This window comes from Floridaenema fluviatile BLCC-F154 (assembly GCF_041929135.1).
Taxonomy (GTDB): Bacteria; Cyanobacteriota; Cyanobacteriia; order Cyanobacteriales; family Aerosakkonemataceae; genus Floridanema; species Floridanema fluviatile.
Map to the genome: position 1 here is coordinate 25,227 of NZ_JBHFNS010000033.1, position 17,517 is coordinate 42,743.

The 17,517-nt window shown below is 38.9% G+C and carries 16 protein-coding genes; 7 read left to right on the plus strand and 9 right to left on the minus strand.

Annotation, left to right across the window (positions count from 1 at the left end; genetic code table 11):
- Positions 1 to 52: 52 nt before the first annotated feature.
- A complete protein-coding gene (locus ACE1B6_RS07545) occupies positions 53 to 970 on the minus strand; it encodes an Npun_R2821/Npun_R2822 family protein (RefSeq protein WP_413256638.1) in 918 nt (305 codons plus the stop codon).
- 425 nt (positions 971 to 1,395) lie between these two features.
- Here ACE1B6_RS07545 and ACE1B6_RS07550 point away from each other — a divergent pair, with 425 nt between their 5' ends.
- Positions 1,396 to 2,979 (plus strand): MBOAT family O-acyltransferase, encoded by a 1,584-nt coding sequence (locus tag ACE1B6_RS07550; protein ID WP_413256639.1) that lies wholly within the window; start codon positions 1,396 to 1,398, stop codon positions 2,977 to 2,979.
- Positions 2,980 to 2,983: 4 nt separating this feature from the next.
- The gene (locus tag ACE1B6_RS07555; RefSeq protein WP_413256640.1) at positions 2,984 to 3,946 is read left to right on the plus strand and encodes a hypothetical protein; all 963 of its coding nucleotides are present in this window, start codon (positions 2,984 to 2,986) and stop codon (positions 3,944 to 3,946) included.
- A 101-nt stretch (positions 3,947 to 4,047) separates the two neighbouring features.
- On the opposite strand, the gene ACE1B6_RS07560 is transcribed toward ACE1B6_RS07555, so the two are convergent.
- The 6 genes from ACE1B6_RS07560 to ACE1B6_RS07585 form a co-directional block, all read right to left on the minus strand.
- On the minus strand, positions 4,048 to 5,016 hold the full coding sequence (locus ACE1B6_RS07560) for a glycosyltransferase family 10 domain-containing protein (RefSeq protein WP_413256641.1): 969 nt from the start codon (positions 5,014 to 5,016) through the stop codon (positions 4,048 to 4,050).
- Positions 5,017 to 5,078: 62 nt separating this feature from the next.
- Positions 5,079 to 7,091, minus strand: coding sequence for an ATP-binding cassette domain-containing protein (locus tag ACE1B6_RS07565; RefSeq protein WP_413256642.1), 2,013 nt, complete (start codon positions 7,089 to 7,091; stop codon positions 5,079 to 5,081).
- Positions 7,092 to 7,189: 98 nt separating this feature from the next.
- Positions 7,190 to 8,344: a glycosyltransferase family 4 protein gene (locus ACE1B6_RS07570; protein ID WP_413256643.1), complete on the minus strand. Its 1,155-nt coding sequence runs from the start codon at positions 8,342 to 8,344 to the stop codon at positions 7,190 to 7,192.
- Positions 8,345 to 8,460: 116 nt separating this feature from the next.
- The gene (locus tag ACE1B6_RS07575; protein WP_413256644.1) at positions 8,461 to 9,489 is read right to left on the minus strand and encodes a glycosyltransferase family 2 protein; all 1,029 of its coding nucleotides are present in this window, start codon (positions 9,487 to 9,489) and stop codon (positions 8,461 to 8,463) included.
- Positions 9,490 to 9,604: 115 nt separating this feature from the next.
- The gene (galE, locus tag ACE1B6_RS07580) at positions 9,605 to 10,612 is read right to left on the minus strand and encodes a UDP-glucose 4-epimerase GalE (protein ID WP_413256645.1); all 1,008 of its coding nucleotides are present in this window, start codon (positions 10,610 to 10,612) and stop codon (positions 9,605 to 9,607) included.
- 15 nt (positions 10,613 to 10,627) lie between these two features.
- Positions 10,628 to 10,834 (minus strand): hypothetical protein, encoded by a 207-nt coding sequence (locus ACE1B6_RS07585; protein ID WP_413256646.1) that lies wholly within the window; start codon positions 10,832 to 10,834, stop codon positions 10,628 to 10,630.
- A gap of 174 nt (positions 10,835 to 11,008) precedes the next feature.
- On the opposite strand from ACE1B6_RS07585, the gene gloB reads away from it, so the two are divergent.
- From gloB to dnaB, 3 genes are all read left to right on the plus strand, one after another.
- Positions 11,009 to 11,782 (plus strand): hydroxyacylglutathione hydrolase, encoded by a 774-nt coding sequence (gene gloB / locus ACE1B6_RS07590; RefSeq protein ID WP_413256647.1) that lies wholly within the window; start codon positions 11,009 to 11,011, stop codon positions 11,780 to 11,782.
- Between the two features lie 182 nt (positions 11,783 to 11,964).
- Entirely contained in the window at positions 11,965 to 12,429 is a 465-nt protein-coding gene (gene rplI, locus ACE1B6_RS07595; RefSeq protein WP_413256648.1) for a 50S ribosomal protein L9, read from the plus strand.
- 93 nt (positions 12,430 to 12,522) lie between these two features.
- Positions 12,523 to 13,872 carry a replicative DNA helicase gene (gene dnaB, locus ACE1B6_RS07600; protein ID WP_413256649.1) on the plus strand — a complete coding sequence of 450 codons (1,350 nt, stop codon included), beginning with the start codon at positions 12,523 to 12,525 and terminating at the stop codon, positions 13,870 to 13,872.
- Between the two features lie 238 nt (positions 13,873 to 14,110).
- Here the strand turns inward: dnaB and ACE1B6_RS07605 are convergent, their stop codons facing one another.
- Together ACE1B6_RS07605 and ACE1B6_RS07610 are read right to left on the minus strand one after the other, a co-directional pair.
- Positions 14,111 to 14,656: an FKBP-type peptidyl-prolyl cis-trans isomerase gene (locus tag ACE1B6_RS07605; RefSeq protein ID WP_413256650.1), complete on the minus strand. Its 546-nt coding sequence runs from the start codon at positions 14,654 to 14,656 to the stop codon at positions 14,111 to 14,113.
- A gap of 52 nt (positions 14,657 to 14,708) precedes the next feature.
- The gene (locus ACE1B6_RS07610) at positions 14,709 to 15,035 is read right to left on the minus strand and encodes a phasin family protein (protein WP_413256654.1); all 327 of its coding nucleotides are present in this window, start codon (positions 15,033 to 15,035) and stop codon (positions 14,709 to 14,711) included.
- A gap of 179 nt (positions 15,036 to 15,214) precedes the next feature.
- Between ACE1B6_RS07610 and ACE1B6_RS07615 the strand changes: the two genes are divergently transcribed.
- Positions 15,215 to 15,523, plus strand: a complete 309-nt coding sequence (locus ACE1B6_RS07615; protein WP_413256651.1) for a TIGR03792 family protein — start codon at positions 15,215 to 15,217, stop codon at positions 15,521 to 15,523.
- A 761-nt stretch (positions 15,524 to 16,284) separates the two neighbouring features.
- Positions 16,285 to 17,517 (plus strand): calcium-binding protein (locus ACE1B6_RS07620; protein WP_459562984.1); only part of this gene is annotated, 1,233 nt, incomplete at its 3' end.

Consider the following 17,517-nt stretch of genomic DNA (forward strand, 5'->3'; position numbering starts at 1 on the left):
TAAGAAGCCAGTCTTTTTTTGATAAAAGACTGGCTTCTTTATTGTGATTTTTTTAAAATAAACTTTTCACCTTATCCTTAATTTTCTGCCAGAAATTTTTGGGTTTAACAGCAGATGTTTCGGGCGAATTAGTTGGTTTCACTTCATTGAGATAGCGATAGTATTCCCAAGTTTCCCAATAAGGACAACCGGGTTGAATTTTAATCCCTGCCCAATGTAAGTATTGTAATGATTGGTTAACATGGGGGTCAATTAGGCGATCGCCTTCATATTTAAAATGACCGCTACCAGCCCAATTTCCCGGCCCTTTTCCCGGTCTGCGAACTATGTTAAATCTTCGGGGAATCCGTTTCAAGATCATGTAATTAATGATTGGTTGATCGGAAGTTTTTTGGGAAAAATCAAAGTATTCTGGATGGGCGGCGCATTCGGCAAAAGTGTCGTATAAGTCCTGTTCGGAAATTAAGTTCTTTTTAGAAGCCCAAAACCCGCCATTGAAAATGTCTTTCAGGTCATTTTCCGTAAATACTTGATCTTCTAAAACTTTCGGCGTGAAAACATTGGTAATTCCTCCGCCATGTTGATAGTCACAACAAAGAAAGTCATATACAGAAAAGTAATTTAAATTGTCAATAATTTTTTCAAAAACTACAATATCTGTATCGATGTACAAAAATTCATCAAATGGGCCAAACCAACAAGCTTGTTTGCGAAATTGATTTGGTCTAGCAAAGAATTTCTCGCCAAAAATTTGGTGTAGTTTGTTGGATAAGCGATCGATAAATTCTAAATCTTCATAAACTTTTACGCCAAAAGAATCACCTAGAATTTGGGCAATTTTCTGATAATTGTCGTCGTAGGGAATTAATACTACTGGCGTATCGCTGTCGTAAACTCGAATACTTTTTAGGAGCGCGATCGCTTGCTCTGTCACTTTATCATTAGCAGTGATATAAATACCGCGAGTCATAAATTAAGTTCCAACTAATGTATCTCAATCATAATTCACGAATTAACCTATTTTAGGATCGATTTTGCTTGATACTCTCGGCAATAAATCTACGGGGATTATCAACGGATGCTCCGGGACGGATTAAATTCGTTTACTCTTAGTAAGGAAGGTTCGCGTATATAGGTAAATTTGTGTACTCAAGAAATCGGCAAACTTGACAAAACTTTACTTTATAAAACGTCGCAAAAATTGCGACTACAACTTGATGGTAGTTATGATTTTAATAATAATGTTAATCCCTCGACTTATGCTAAAGTCTAAACTAAAATATCGATCGAAGATAATCTGAATGTAGAGCATCTAGAAAACAGTAATTATTAGAGCAATGTATAAAACTGTTGCTATTTTTCGGTAACTTTACATTATCGTCTCCTTAACCTACTATGCTGTTTAACTCACCAGAATTTATTTTTTTATTTCTACCGATCGCGCTGTTAATTTTCTTTCAGCTAGCCAAAAGAGGCGATCGACGAATGGCGATCGCTTGGCTAGTGGCAGTTTCCTTATTCTTTTATGCCAAAACTAACCCAACATCTTTACTATTGCTGATTTCTTCGATCGGATTTAACTATGGCGTTGGCTCGGCATTAAAAGATCAACTTTTGTTCGATCGTTGGAAAGTTAATCTATCCCGGAAATGGCTTTTAACCATAGGAATAGCAGTCAACTTAATTGTGCTTGGTTATTTTAAATATGCCAATTTTTTTATTACTACAGTTAATCAGTTGAGCCAAACAAGCTTTAATTTCGAGCAAGTATTTTTCCCTTTAGCCATATCGTTTTTTACCTTTCAACAAATTGCTTATTTAGTAGATGTTTATCGAGGTGAAACCAAAGAAGAAAGTTTTCTTAACTATTTACTATTTGTCAGTTTCTTTCCCAAACTAATAGCAGGGCCAATTGTCCGCCATCAAGACATGATGCCCCAATTTGAAGAGCGATCCAACTATCGATTTAGTCAGGAAAACTTGATTGTCGGAATGACAATTTTTGCAGTGGGGTTCTTTAAAAAAGCTATATTTGCTAACAGCATGGCGGTTTTGGCTAACCCAGTTTTTGATTTAGCTGCTCAAGGAGTAAGTCTAACATTTTTCGAGGTTTGGGTGGGTGCGCTTGCCTATACATTGCAGCTTTATTTTGATTTTTCAGGGTATTCAGATATGGCGATCGGCATCGCTAGAATGTTCGGTATCCTACTACCACTAAACTTTGATTCCCCCTACAAAGCCCTCAATATCTCTGACTTTTGGCGCAGGTGGCACATTACCCTTTCTAACTTTTTGCGAGATTACATTTACATTCCCTTGGGCGGTAATCGCAAGGGAAATTTACGGCGATACTTCAATCTAATGCTCACCATGCTGTTAGGAGGTCTTTGGCATGGCGCAGGTTGGAATTTTGTAATTTGGGGCGGTTTACATGGTGCTTACCTAGTCACTCACCGCCAATGGCAATTATTCAGAAAATCCCTCGGTCAAGATTTACAAAAAAGTTCTTGGTGGAGCAGGTGGTTAGCACGAATAGTAACATTTTTTGCCGTAGTTCTATCATGGATTTTCTTTAGGGCGGAAAACATGAAAGCAGTCAGCGTTATGTTAGCAGGAGGCATTGGTTTCAACGGTTTTTCATTACCACCATTTTTATCTGCAAGGCTGTCATTCATGCAGAATTTAGGAATTAAATTTGATGGTTTCATGCCTAATTTACAAACAAATCCTTGGTATGCAATTAGTGGAATTTGTTTCTTACTCGCGATCGTTTGGGTTTTCCCGAATACTCAAGAGTGGATGGCACAATATAACCCTGCGTTGGATTATCAACCCACAAAAGTTTCTCATCCTTTCTGGCAAAAGTTACAATGGCAACCAAACATAGTTTTTGGAATTCTGTTTGGCGGCATGATATTCTTTTGCTGTAAAACTTTTTTAGAAGCTACTCCCAGCGATTTTATTTACTTTAACTTCTGAGCTTATGTTATATACAAAATATCTCAAATACATCCTGATTGGATTTGCGATCGCTTGTCTGACTTATCTAGGAATTGTCTTTTACCAAATTGGCGTACCTACACAAACTGCCCGTTGGATTTACGAGCTAGATCGGATCAAAATCAGCTATGCTAAATCGATAGAATCTCCTAAGATTTTGTTAGTTTCTGGCTCCAATACTCTCTACGGACTAAGTTGCGCTACCATTTTCCAAGAAACAAAAATTCCTTGCGTTAATACCGCCCTGACTCAGGAACTAGGTCTGGATTATATCCTCAGTCATGCTCAGCGTTTAGCTAATCCGAACGACACTATTTTGATCCCCTTAGAATATCAGCTTTATTTGTCTAAAGGTTCACCTAGCGAACTGTCGATCGACTATGTATTTGGATACGACCCAAATTATTTTAAATCCGTTGATTTATTCGCACAAATTAAGTACATAGGTGGAATCTCATCTGATAGATTAATACAAGGAATTTCCACCAAGCTTAAACCAACTTCATCTCAGAAAAAATATGCTAACAGGATTAATCAGTATGGTGACACCCTGGACAATGGTAAAGATAAGATGACAGAACAGCAGTTTAAGCTAATGGATACCTGGAGTCCGTTTACATTGAATAAATATGCTATTGACAATTATGCGAAGAATAAGATTATTGAATTTATAACTTGGAGCAGAAAAAATAATATAAATGTTATTGCTACATGGCCGAGTACAGTTAATTTTGAAGTTTATCAAAAACCTGACACTCAAGCTTTTTTCCAAAATATCGAGAGTCTTTATCAGAGTCAGGGAGTTCCTGTTTTAGGTAAAGCTGAAGATTTCCTCTACGACAAATCGCTGTTTTTTAATTCTGTTTATCACTTAAATGATATCGGGAGGAATCAGCGAACTAAACAAATAATTAACTTAATTCAACCATATTTGAAAAACTCTTAATAACAGAAATCATGGCTAAACAAAAGTCCGCCTATACAATATCCTAAAGGCGGACTAATTTATTAACGGGCTTTTTCAGCCGGATTTAGTATTATCAGATATCAGGAAAAATTGGCTGTAAAATTGGAGAGCCATTCCAGTAAGTTGAGCTTATGCAGAATAATTTGTCTTGCTTCTGCGATCGCCTCTTTTGCTGCATACCAAGCATCCGGCGTAGCCGTTACTTCTTTAATATATGCCAAGCCTTTTTCATCCATACTAGGCAACCTCAGAAAACTACCAGGTGGTAACAACTTATCAGCAGCAGGTCCACCATAATAAATTGGTAGACACCAAGCTAAAAGAGCATCCCACAATTTTTCGCTCACATACCAATCGTTATCAACATAATTTTCGATCGTCAAATTGTAATAATAAGGTGCCATTGCATACCACTTATTACTAATTTCTCCAAAGTTGCACGTCCAATCTGGTAAATTTCGCCCATACAAATCAAATTGAAAATCGCTTTCTTGTAGCAGTTTCAAAAACTCTAATCGCTTGGCGTGATTAGCCGCACGATTAACACCAGAAACAATCCAACTACAAGTTTTTACCTTTTCCGGTGGATTCATTTCATTGAGTTCTCGAAAAGAATTACCGATATACCAAATAGCAGGCATATAATCTGGATGAGGTACGTAATCATCAGGCCCAGAAATGTATCCGCAGTATTGTTCCGCTTTTTGATAATGAATCAGGGTTCTTTGCAGCACTTCCTCTAGAGGTGGTTCCCGCCAAAGAAAAATAATCCGTTCTTTTGGTACCCCGCGGAGTTTAGCTTGCATTGATTCAACTTCTTGTTCGTAGCGATATTTGCGTTTTTGATTGACAAACCACAAGGGGCTTTTTCCCGGTGGTTTTGGAAAGCTCAAAAAATTATATAGAAGCATGAAATCAGGGTTTGATTCTTGAGCCCGCATTTCAATATTGCCCCACGCACCAAAGGGATAGGGAGTTTGATGCCATAACCAGCCGCATTGTGTCAGTCCTGGATAGCTACTAATCATTCCCACAGTTTTTCTGCCCATAGTTAAAAAATCCTAATTCTAAACTTCTAAAATTCCCTACTAAATCTAACTAGAAAATGGCGTTATTTTATTGGGAGCTTGCTGCTATTTTCAAATGACTCAATAGAGTTAAAAAGACTGATAGCTGAACTGTAAGATTCCTCAATTAATTCTCTTTGTTCTTCGGGTGTATCTACCATATTATCAGCCAGTAATCTCAGGGAACCAATCATAGAATTTAATAAAGTACGTACTTCATAAGATACTTGTTCGCGAATCGCTTCATTATGAGCAAAGACAACTTCGGGACTTTCGGAAAATTGCATAGAGTACAAACGGGAATAGTAACCACCTTTATTTACGAGTTCTTGATGAGTCCCAATCTCTACAACTATTCCCTTGTCTAATACAGCAATTTGATCGGCTTTTTGTACAGTAGAAAGACGGTGTGCAATTACTAAGGTAGTTCGATCGCGACTTAAATCTTCAATTGCTGCTTGTACCAAACGTTCTGAAACCGTATCTAAGGCACTTGTGGCTTCATCTAAAATTAAAATATCTGGGTCTTGTAAAAGTGCCCTAGCGATCGCTAAACGCTGCCTTTGTCCACCAGATAATAACACGCCGCGATCGCCAATTACTGTATCAAATCCTTGAGGCAATTTAGTGATAAATTCATAAGCATTTGCCCGCTTTGCCGCAGAAATAACTTCCTCTTCCGTAGCATTTTGATTGCCATAAGCAATATTATTCCGCACCGAATCATTAAACAGATATGTATCCTGACTAACGATCCCCATCGCTTTTCGCAGAGATTTTACATCATAATCTCGGATATCTATTCCATCTAAAGTAATGCTGCCAGTTGTAGAATCGTAAAATCGTGGTACCAAATCTACTAACGTTGATTTACCTGCACCCGATCCTCCTACTAAAGCCAAAGTAGTACCGCGAGGCAGGAATAGATTAATATTCTTTAACACGAAGTCTTCATGTCCGGGATACTTAAAGAAAACCTTTTGGAAATCAATCCCTTTTTCTAATGCTTTATATGGCAAAGAACCATTTTTGATGAATGGCTTATTATCCCGTCTTAAAAAGTCGGCGACGATTTCTACACTAGCCGAGCTATTAGCTAATTGACTTCTGGCATTATTCAATTGGGTAATATAGGGTAAAAGCCGAAATAGAACTAATAAGTAAGTTAAAATAACCGCTGAAACAGCCTGAATTTGATTGATAAAAAATGCCCGTCCTAAAATCACAATAATCATCAGGGCAAAAATTCCGGTAACTTCACTAATTGGTGCGATCGCTGCATCGTTTACTTGAGATTGAAAATCTGCTTTTTCCCGAATCCGAATCAAATTTTGCAACAACTCATATTCTCTCTTTTCGTTTGCCGTTGCTTTAACTAAACGAATACCATTTAACACTTCTAACACTCGAATTGAGTACGATTTTGACATTTCTGACAATTGTTTACCAAATATCCTAGCTCTATATATTGATACTTGATTAATCAATGCCACAGTAGCTAATAGAAAGGTTGAAGCGATCGTTAACTGCCAAGAAATTATTAGTAATAAAGCTACAAATACTAAAACAGTAATCGAAATAGTTACTATTCTAATTATTGTACCAATTGTACCCACGGCACGGGCAATTTCTCCCCCTAAGCGATTAATTAAATCGCCTACTTTCATTTTTGCATAAAAATCTAAATCTACTTCTAAAAGCATCTGCAAACCTGCTTCTCGCATATCAGCAGCTAGCTTTCGGGTTAGTGAACTTGATACTAAACTCCCTATATAATTAGCAAGGTTTTTCAATATAATTACTAGTAAGATTACTCCTGCCATTGCCAACAGGCGATATTGGCTCGGCAAATTATCAAAAGGTGTAATAATTTTTTGAATTAGTGGTGGAGCGCCTTTTAATTCTACTTGTTGTCCTAGTACATTTAACAGTATTGGTACAATCAAAGCTGTACCTACACCATTAAATAAGGCTCCCGAAAATCCGAGAATAATAGTGAAAATGATCCAGATAGGATAACGCCGAGCAAATTTTATAAGTAGGTTACTTTTAGACATAAAACTATCCGTAAGTTAATTTGTTCCTGAATAATCTTGACTGTACTCATTAATTATCTTTGTGGATCTTTTATTCATAAATTTCTGTCTCTCCTGTCTTACTTGAAGTTAGCAATTAATTTTTCTAGTATAACTGACATAGTATTTACACTATAGTCAGCAACACATCTTTCTCTTGCCTGCCTACCCAGTTCATTAGCTGCATCAAAATTTTGGAATATTTCTTGAATTTTGGCAGCTATTTGCTCTGGAGAATTTGGCTCTACAATGTAACCAGTTCCAGCCATAATGTCTGGAATATCACCAACTTTAGTCGTTAAAACTGGCTTTGCCATTGCCATACCGTCAGTTAGTTTTAAAGGAAACTGTGCCCTTGCGGCTAGGCTATCTCGCTGTGGTACTACTACAACATGGGCAGCAGATACTACCTCTGGCATTGCTTCTACACCACATCTAGGCAACTTAACGATCCAGCGTCCCCATTTTTGCATTAGTTTATCATCATAATCATCATAAGGACTGCCACCAACAATTACTAATTTTAAATCTGATTCATTCAGCCGATCTAAGGCAGTTAAAACATCTTCTACTCCTTTGTGTGGTCTAGGTGCTCCCGGAAACATTAAAACTCGATATTCTGAGAGTCCATATTTTTCTCTACTTTTTTCGGGATTATACAGTTCGGGATTGAACAAAGCAGTATCTTTCCCATTAGGGAGATAGACACCACCAAAACGTTGTTTGAGAAACTCAGTATCAATAGTTAAAGCATCAGCACGAGATACTAATTTTTCCATCCACTTAATATAAAGCGTATAGTCAGGGTATCTTAACGCACCATCTTTACTAAAAAGATCTCGATATAACTGTTTAATGTTTGGACGGTAGTGCCAATCATCGCCACCATACCAACTCAATTCCCAGTCATCCATATCTAAAATTAAAGGGCGATCGCTAAATAATTTTTTAATTAAAGATACTCCCAAACTCGTAGGTTTTGGTTTAACTGCATAGATAAGATCGCCATTAATTTTGCTTAAAACTTCTTTGGCAGAGTTAAAAAATCCCGGATAAATTTTTCCCTCTACTGCTATAACTTTCATCCCAGATGGGGGTTCTGCATAAATTTCTTTCCCAAACATAAATCCCACGAATTCAACTTCATGGTTCAATTGGCGGAGGACTTGACCTAGCAAAAATGCTCTAACAGATCCTCCTCCTGATAAATCGCTAATAATTACTGAAACTTTCACTTTTTATTTGCTCTCCTACTATCTGGAAAATTGTTGTTTTACTTTACTTAGTTTTGATGATTTAATATTAAATAATATTGAATTTATTAAAAATTTGCCTTTATTAAATCGACAGTTTAAGCTTTTTTGTTCTTTGGCTTTTGCCAAATTGCTAAATTGGATAAAACAGATATAACTTTTTTTGTCCGAGGCCCACGATATTTTTCATATAGGATAAAACTAGGGGTAATTTTTCTTATTTTGTAGGCTAATTTGAGCAATTCTGGATTATCTATTTTCAAGTTTTTATTTAATAACCAAATTGGTGTTTTAACCAAAGGAATTAATCGATTAAATTGAGTTTCTTCTTGTTCCATAATTGTTTCGTTAATCAGGAATCCTAGAGGAATATCACCAAATTTCAGTAATTCTTCATGATTCTTTTTTACAGTTTCATAAAACAAAATATAATAATCTCTCATGTATTTCCAGCTATTAGTTCTATTAGATTTATGTTTTGTATAAAATGCTCCTACCATTGGCGTATAAATAAATTTGACCCCGTTGGCAATAATATCTAAAGCAAAATATCGATCGCCTAATGCTTTGAGATGTTTGGGAAACTCATGATTACTCAAAATATCTTTTTTCATCAACATACACTGCTGTAATGCTGGATGAGGAGATGAAGCCAGAAAGTCTGGCAGCATTAAGCGTTGTAAAAATTCCTGACTATTTAACTGCCCTATAATATTTTCTTGGCGCTCAATAATATTTTCATCTTTGTCTATAAATACTCTTTCATAATCACAGTAAAAAACTATGTTTTCTATCTCGTTTCCAGTTATATATTTCAACTGAAATGCTGTTTTTTCTGGATGAATCCAATCATCGGCATCTAAGCATTGAATCCATTCTCCTTCTGCTTTCTGTACGCCAAAATTTCGCGCCGATGGAAGTCCTCCATTTTGTTTATAAAAATACTTGACTCGTGAATCTAAACTCATTAAATGTTCAGATACTTCACGAGTATTATCAGTAGATCCATCATCTATAATAATACACTCGATGTCGGTGAATGTTTGTTCTAAAACGCTTTTTACTGAACGTTCTAGATAGTGACCTTGATTAAAGCAATTAACAATAATTGATACGTAGGGAGACATTTTTATATTGTTCCTTTGGCTATTACTAAAACTCAGGTTTGTGACCAAGGAGAATGAAGCATAATCTCATTCTCCTAATTGTTACTTTGATAGATCTGGATTGAGTTTAGGTTTCCTAGTTTGAACCTCCGTGACGTTTTTGATGCCAGTTCCAGGCGTGGGTTAAGATGTCTTTGATGTCGGCATATTGCGGTTGCCAACCTAATATTTTCCGGGCTTTTTCGCTGCTTCCGACTAACATTGGTGGATCTCCGGGACGGCGATCGCACTCGATCGCTTTAATCTCTTTCCCAGTAATTTCTCTGGCTGCATCGATCGCTTCTTTCACCGAAAATCCGCTACCATTTCCTAAATTAAATATGTTAGATTCTCCACCTTTTAACAGATATTCTAAACCTAAAACATGAGCATCTGCTAAGTCGCAAACGTGGATATAATCTCTGATACAAGTACCGTCAGAAGTGGGATAATCTGTACCAAAAATTGACACTGATTCTCGCTTTCCTAATGCAGTCATTAACACTAAAGGTAACAAGTGAGTTTCGGGATTGTGATCTTCGCCTAACAAACCACTTGGATCGGCACCAGCAGCATTAAAATAGCGAAAGGAGACGGATTTCAAGTTATAAGCCACATCAAAATCAGCTAAAATCCGTTCTACCATTAACTTAGTTGCACCGTAAGGATTGATCGGATCTTGGGGGTGATTTTCGGGAATGGGAATTGTTTTGGGAATACCGTAAGTAGCGCAAGTAGAAGAAAACACAAATTTCTTCACGTTTGCGGCTACCATTGCTTCTAAAAGTGTGAGAGTTCCTAATACATTATTGCGATAATATTTAGCCGGATCGGTGACAGATTCACCAACATAAGCATAAGCAGCAAAGTGCATAACTGCGGCGATATTCCGGCTTGAGAATAGGCGATCGAGTAAAGTGCGATCGCCAGTATCACCAACAACTAACTCTACCTTTAAAACATTCTCAATAATATCTCGATGTCCATAAACTAAATTATCCAAAATCACCACATCATAATCTGATTTTTGTAGTGCTTGGACGGCATGGGAACCGATATATCCGGCACCACCTGTAACTAAAATAATAGGTTTGGTTTGTGACATTTTTCCAGAATTCAACTAATCTATTAATTTCAGACGACTTGCCTGTAAATAATCAAAGATGTGATTAATTTGGCGGCGATCTTCCTCTGTAATTTGTTTGTCTGAAAGTATAGCCGAGGTAAGCTGCATATACTCTTCTCGACTAACTTGCCCGGAAATCAGGATTTGATCGATAATTTGCTTGACGTTAACTGTAGATTTGCCCTGAAAGTTACCTCTCATCTAGCTGACCTCCTCTATAGTTTGCCCATATCTTGGTACTAAACTACCACTAAGGCTAACTAAATATTTGCAGATGTTTCAGCACTAAAGCAATCATACTGTTTTTTCTGACTGGGGCAAATTAGTTACATTTATTCTTAATCAAAATCAAACTTACTGTTGAGGTATCTTTGTATGCAGGTACACCAAATCTCTGCACTTTCGGACAATTACATCTTTCTGTTGCACGATCGAAAACAGAATATCGCTGCTGTAGTCGATCCAGCTGAAGCTGCTCCGGTGTTGCGAGTACTACAAATGCTGAACGCTGAGTTAGTGGCGATTTTTAATACTCACCATCATCACGATCATGTAGGGGGTAATCAACAGTTAATGGCGCGTTTTCCCCAGCTTTGTGTTTATGGAGGTGCAGAAGATCGAGGGAGAATTCCCGGACAAGAGGTATTTTTAACTGAAGGTTCTCAGGTTACTTTTGCTGATAGAGTAGCTGAAGTATTTTTTGTTCCCGGACATACTCGCGCCCATATTGCTTACTATTTTCCGCCTACTACTGCGGATGAAACAGGGGAGTTGTTTTGCGGCGATACTTTGTTTGCTGGGGGTTGTGGCAGACTATTTGAAGGTACGCCAACGCAAATGGTAGATTCTTTGGGGAAATTGCGGAATTTACCGGATAATACTAGAGTTTGGTGTGCTCATGAATATACTTTGAAAAATCTGCAATTTGCTTTAACTGTAGATGGGACAAATTCGGATTTAAAAGCCAGATTCGATCGGGTGAAAATGGCACGCGATCGCCATCAGCCCACTGTACCATCAATGTTAGGAACAGAAAAGCAAACTAATCCTTTTTTACGTTGGGACGATCCTCTTTTACAATCAGCAGTTAAGAGTCAAGACTCAATTCAAACCTTTGCCAGATTGCGAGGAATGAAGGATCGGTTTTGATTAGGGAGATAACAGGAACAGGAAATCAAGATTTGCCGTAACCCGCTTTCAGTTTCGGTTGTTAGCCGGATTTTAGTCAGATTTAGCGAAGTGGGAAGATTATCAGAAATTGCGATCGATCTCCAAATTTCGCTAAAATGGTACGTTCGGATATATTTTACCCAGGCTCTACAGGAACGCTCATGAGCAAACGAGTTCAATTAGTTTTATTACAAGATGTCAACAAGCTGGGCAAATCTGGCGACGTTGTGGATGTAGCCCCTGGCTATGCCCGTAATTATCTCATTCCCAAGCAATTCGGCACTCACGTTACTCCCGGTATTCTCAAACAAGTAGAAAGACGCAGAGAACAAGAACGTCAACGCCTTGCGGAACTCAAGGAACAAGCACTTGGCATGAAAACTGCGATCGAAAAAGTCGGTAATTTTACCCTGTCCAAGCAGGTCGGAGAAGGAGATGCTATCTTTGGTACTGTGACTAATCAGGAAGTGGCAGAAGTAATTCAGCAAGTTACTGGTCATGAAGTCGATCGTCGCGGTATTACTTTACCCGAAATTCGCAAAACGGGTACTTACAAAGCAGATGTTAAGTTACACCCAGAAGTAACTGCCCAAGTAGAGATTATCGTTGCAGCAACTGCAAGCTAATTTAGGATTGGTCGTTGGTCGTTAGTCATTGTCATTTGTCTATTCTTTTGCTCAATGGCTAATGGCTGACTATATAATTAGCCAATATTTATTATGGTTGACTCTGTTAATTTTTCCAGTGTTGGCGATCGCTTACCTCCACAAAATATCGAAGCTGAAGAATCGATTTTGGGAGGTATTTTAATTGACCCCGAAGCTATTAACCGCGTCGCCGATTTATTAACTCCTGAATCTTTTTCTTTAGAAGTTCATAAAATTATTTATCGTGCCACCTCAATTTTACATAGTCAAGGTAAGCCAACTGATTTATTAACAGTAATGGCTTGGCTTGCCGATCAGAAATTATTAGATAAAATTGGTGGTCAAAGTAAGTTGGTGCAATTGGTCGATCGCACCGTCAGCGCCATCAACATCGACCAATATGCCAAACTAATAGTAGACAAATATATTCGCCGCAAATTGATTCATGTCGGACATGAAATCACTCAATTAGGTTACAATACTGTTAAAGAATTACCCATTATTCTTGATGAAGCCGAAGAAAAAGTTTTTGGCATTACCCAAGAACGACCCCAACAAGGTTTAGTATCAATTTCTGAAACTTTAATTCATACATTTCAAGAATTAGAAATCCGCAATCAAGAGTTAACTTCACCTGGTTTAACTTGCGATTTTTATGATTTAGATACTATGACAGGCGGTTTTCAGCGTTCGGATTTAATTATTGTAGCTGGCAGACCGTCAATGGGAAAAACTTCTTTCGCAATCAGCGTTGCCCAAAATATCGCCGGAAAACATCGATTGCCAATTGCTATTTTTAGCTTAGAAATGTCCAAAGAACAATTGGTACAAAGAATGTTATCTTGCGAATCAGAAATTGAAAGTAACCGTTTGCGATCGGGCAGAATTAGCCAAAACGAATGGGACTCTTTAAGTCGGGCTTTAGGAGTATTAACCGAACTCCCAATTTACATTGACGATTCAGCAAATATCACCGTCACCGAAATGAAAAGTCAAGCCCGACGCTTGCAAGCAGAAGTAGGCGGAGAACTAGGATTAGTCTTAATAGATTACTTGCAATTAATGGAAGGCGGAGGCGATAATCGCGTCCAAGAATTATCGAAGATTACTAGAAGTTTAAAAGGTTTAGCCCGTGAATTAAATGTACCAGTAATCGCCCTATCTCAGCTAAGTCGTGGAGTAGAAGCCAGAACAAATAAACGCCCAATGATGGCAGATTTGAGAGAAAGTGGATCTATTGAACAAGACGCAGATTTAGTAGTTATGCTTTATCGTGATGAATACTATAACCCAGACTCTCCTGACAGAGGCGTAGCAGAAATCATTATTACCAAACACCGCAACGGCCCAACAGGAACAGTAAAATTACTCTTCGACCCTCAATTTACCCGTTTCCGAAATATGGCCTCACCTCATCGTTAAAGGGACTGGGGACTGGGGACTGGGGACTGGGGATTGGCGATTGGGGATTGGGGATTGGGGATTGGGGATTGGGGATTGGGAAACTTTTGAGTTTCGAGTTAGGAAGAAAGTTTTAAGTTGGAAATTTTTTCTCCTCTGCCCCTCTGCCCCTCTGCCCCCCTGCCCCTCTGCCCCCCTGCCCCCCTGCCCCTCTGCCCCCCTGCCCCTCTGCCCCCCTGCCCCTCTGCCCCCTGCCTTTTTAACTGCCGATTTTCAACAGTTCTACATCAAAAACCAGAGTAGCGTTAGGAGGAATAACTCCACCAGCGCCACGAGCACCGTAACCTAATTCTGGGGGAATGATTAATCGACGACTACCGCCAACTCTCATAGTACTCAGACCTTCATCCCAGCCTTTGATTACTTGTCCTGCACCTAATTGAAAGGAAAATGGCTGATTGCGATCGCGCGAACTATCAAACTTCTTGCCATTCTCCAAAGTGCCAGTATAATGTACCACCACTGTCTGACCAGCTTTCGGAGTAGTGCCAGTTCCCGCTTCTAAATCGACATATTTTAGACCCGAAGGCGTTGTCACGACTTCTTTATCAGAATCCGCGCTTGATGGATTAGACATAGTATTACTCGCAAATAAAGTACCTTGGGGTGCTGAACTAGCCACCTGCTGTTGAGGCCCAGTCAGTTCATCAGCTAAAGCTGGTTTTTGGGGGCTGCTAAGTTGAGCTACCAAAACAATTAACCCACAGACCAGCATCACTGCAATACTGATCAGAATCGCTTTCAAAATTCTTCCTCCCTGAGATCTTTGCAGCTGCGATCAAATCCTATCAGTTTTCTTAGCGCCACAGCTTATTTTCTAGGTCGCGCACCTGACGTTCCAAACGGTCAATCCTTCCGCGCAACTCATCCACTTCCGACTGACGCGCCACACCCAAGTCCTGCATCATATTTCGCATCTGGCGCTGCATCTGCGCCTCAAAATTGTTACCTTGATCTGACTTCAACTGATTCATCAAATCATCAACAAACGCCTTCGCTTGGTCAGGATTAATTTTACCTTCCTTGACCCACTGATCGCTGACTTCCCGAATTTTCTCTGCCATTAAAGATGTTGTACCTACGCCAATCATCAATAGCTGCTTCAGCCAATTATTACTATCCATACTGTTTCCCACTTCTTTGCTGAAAAAGGGCAACTGACATATCGCCCATGTCGCTATGCTGGAATTTGTGCATTCCCGCACACAATACCATTCTGTCATTCGATTTTAGATTTGAGATTTTCGATTTTCGATCGACCTGAAAAATCAGCCATTAGTCAGTTTTTAGCGAGGTATCCCCAATGGTAATTGAGTGGCTCAAGTTTCAAGTAGATTTAGAGCGCAGAGAGGAATTTATTCAAAAGGATATGGAAATCTGGACTCCAGTGCTAGCTCAAAGTCCAGGTTTTTTAGCCAAGGAAGTTTGGATTAATCCTGATTCTCCCGCAGAAGTGATTTTTGTGATTCACTGGGCAAGTCACGAACAGTGGAAGTCTGTTTCCCAAAAGTTACTGGATGAGACAGAACAACGCTTTGCCGAAGCAATGGGCAACTCTTATCAAATGTTAGAGTCCCAAGAGTACCAAGTTCGCAAGTTTCCTCACTTGTAAAATTTACCTACTAATGCGATCGCTACTAAGTTAACAGAGTGCGATCGCAACTTTCTACGCAAATTCACTTAAGTAATTCAACTAAAGAAAATAAATTACTATAAAAAAGGAATTAAATTTATTAATTACCCAAATAGTATTCATATAAATTTCACAGAAAATTCATCAACTCTTTATGAAAAAAAATGCCCTTTTTCAGTATTATCACCAGTTCTTTACTTTGTTAGATCTTCGTAATTGAAGAATCTATGCCGAATATTCACGTATTTATTTACCCTGAAATTTTAAAAGAGAGATAAACACCGCCAAAGTCTTATTTGTCAAAGTTTTGGCGGTTAAAAACTTAAGAAAAAAGTTGTATTTTCTTAAATACTTTATAGAAATTTTACATTAACTTTACTCTTTCTTTGTGAAAAAGTATTGAGAATCAGTAATAACACCGACTAAACTATGAGCGTCGCTTAAGTTTCTCATAAGTCGATTTTCCCTGTTACTACGTAAAATCCAGTAACTTTATTGAGCAATCATTTTTAACAGGGTAAAACTACTCAAAAACAAGAGAGCAGTTACGCAAACTTACCTATACCAAAACTGAAGCAACAAGACTCAAAGACTAGGTATTTCTGAAACTTAATACCTGATTTTTTCCAGGGCAATTCACACAAAACAGTCGCGAAATTACTGTCGATAACTGTTTTGTTAGATGCGCTTGTTAACGCAGCATTTAGCCAAATTGACATCTACCAAAGGAAGGCACAACTATGGATTTAAAATTAAACGTTATCTCTGACGTAGAAACTCCTGTAAACGAACCAGTACAACCTGTTGACCAGGTAGTTGACGACGGTACAGTTGAGGACGGTGTAATTGACGACGTAGGAGAACCTAGTACAGATGACATCATAGTTGGAACAGATAGCCCCGACTCACTTGACGGTGGCGGAGGCAACGATAATATTAATGGACTAGCTGGAGATGACACCCTCAATGGAGGTAGTGGCAACGACATCCTTAATGGTCTTACAGGTAATGACTTGCTAGATGGAGGTAGTGGCAACGACTTAGTTATCGGTGAATTAGGTAATGACACCCTACTTGGTGGTGAAGATGACGACACACTTGATGGTGGTACTGACAACGATATTTTAGAAGGTGATGCTGGTAACGACCTGATGTATGGTCGTGAAGGTACTGACCTAATGAAAGGCGACGCTGGAGACGATAGTTTATATGGTGAATTAGGTGCAGATAACTTATCCGGTGGAGAAGATAACGACTATCTTGATGGCAACTCTGATAATGACACCTTAAGCGGTGATGCAGGTAATGACACCTTGTTTGGTGGTGCATCCAATGACTTATTATTTGGTGGCACTGATAACGACATCATTAATGGCGGCGGTGAAAACGATACCATTTACGGGGAAGCAGGCGACGACTCGATATTTGGTGAGAATGGCGATGATGTCATAGAAGGTGATTCAGCGACAGATACCTTGGGTGGTAGAGATACCTTGCTGGGTGGTTCAGGTAATGACTCCTTGGTTGGTAATAAAGGCAGCGACTTCATAGATGGTGGAGGCAACGAAGATACTTTAAGCGGCGGTTCAGGAAATGACACTTTAATAGGTGGTGATGGTTTTGACTTCCTTGAAGGTGACGCAGGCAATGACAGTATCAGTGCTGGCACTGCTAACGATACAGTATTTGGCGGTTCAGGCGATGACTTTATTGACGGTGGTACTAACGAAGACCTGATTTCTGGAGAAAGAGGTGCTGATTTCATCGATGGTAGTGATGGTAGCGACACTATCAGTGGCGGTGAAGATGATGATGTGATTTTTGGTGCTGCCAATGAAGACTGGATTCAAGGAAACGAAGGTAATGATTCCTTGGATGGTGGCGATGGCTTTGATACGGTAGATGGTGGCGATGGTAACGACACTATTAGTGGTGGTACGGCTAACGATACCTTGATTGGTGGTTTAGGTGAT

Excerpts from the sequence above, each read along its gene's own strand:
- ACE1B6_RS07545 (WP_413256638.1), bottom strand. The coding sequence starts at position 970 with ATGACTCGCGGTATTTATATCACTGCTAATGATAAAGTGACAGAGCAA.
- ACE1B6_RS07550 (WP_413256639.1), top strand. The coding sequence starts at position 1,396 with ATGCTGTTTAACTCACCAGAATTTATTTTTTTATTTCTACCGATCGCG.
- ACE1B6_RS07555 (WP_413256640.1), top strand. The coding sequence starts at position 2,984 with ATGTTATATACAAAATATCTCAAATACATCCTGATTGGATTTGCGATC.
- ACE1B6_RS07560 (WP_413256641.1), bottom strand. The coding sequence starts at position 5,016 with ATGGGCAGAAAAACTGTGGGAATGATTAGTAGCTATCCAGGACTGACA.
- ACE1B6_RS07565 (WP_413256642.1), bottom strand. The coding sequence starts at position 7,091 with ATGTCTAAAAGTAACCTACTTATAAAATTTGCTCGGCGTTATCCTATC.
- ACE1B6_RS07575 (WP_413256644.1), bottom strand. The coding sequence starts at position 9,489 with ATGTCTCCCTACGTATCAATTATTGTTAATTGCTTTAATCAAGGTCAC.
- galE (WP_413256645.1), bottom strand. The coding sequence starts at position 10,612 with ATGTCACAAACCAAACCTATTATTTTAGTTACAGGTGGTGCCGGATAT.
- ACE1B6_RS07585 (WP_413256646.1), bottom strand. The coding sequence starts at position 10,834 with ATGAGAGGTAACTTTCAGGGCAAATCTACAGTTAACGTCAAGCAAATT.
- gloB (WP_413256647.1), top strand. The coding sequence starts at position 11,009 with ATGCAGGTACACCAAATCTCTGCACTTTCGGACAATTACATCTTTCTG.
- rplI (WP_413256648.1), top strand. The coding sequence starts at position 11,965 with ATGAGCAAACGAGTTCAATTAGTTTTATTACAAGATGTCAACAAGCTG.
- dnaB (WP_413256649.1), top strand. The coding sequence starts at position 12,523 with ATGGTTGACTCTGTTAATTTTTCCAGTGTTGGCGATCGCTTACCTCCA.
- ACE1B6_RS07610 (WP_413256654.1), bottom strand. The coding sequence starts at position 15,035 with ATGGATAGTAATAATTGGCTGAAGCAGCTATTGATGATTGGCGTAGGT.
- ACE1B6_RS07615 (WP_413256651.1), top strand. The coding sequence starts at position 15,215 with ATGGTAATTGAGTGGCTCAAGTTTCAAGTAGATTTAGAGCGCAGAGAG.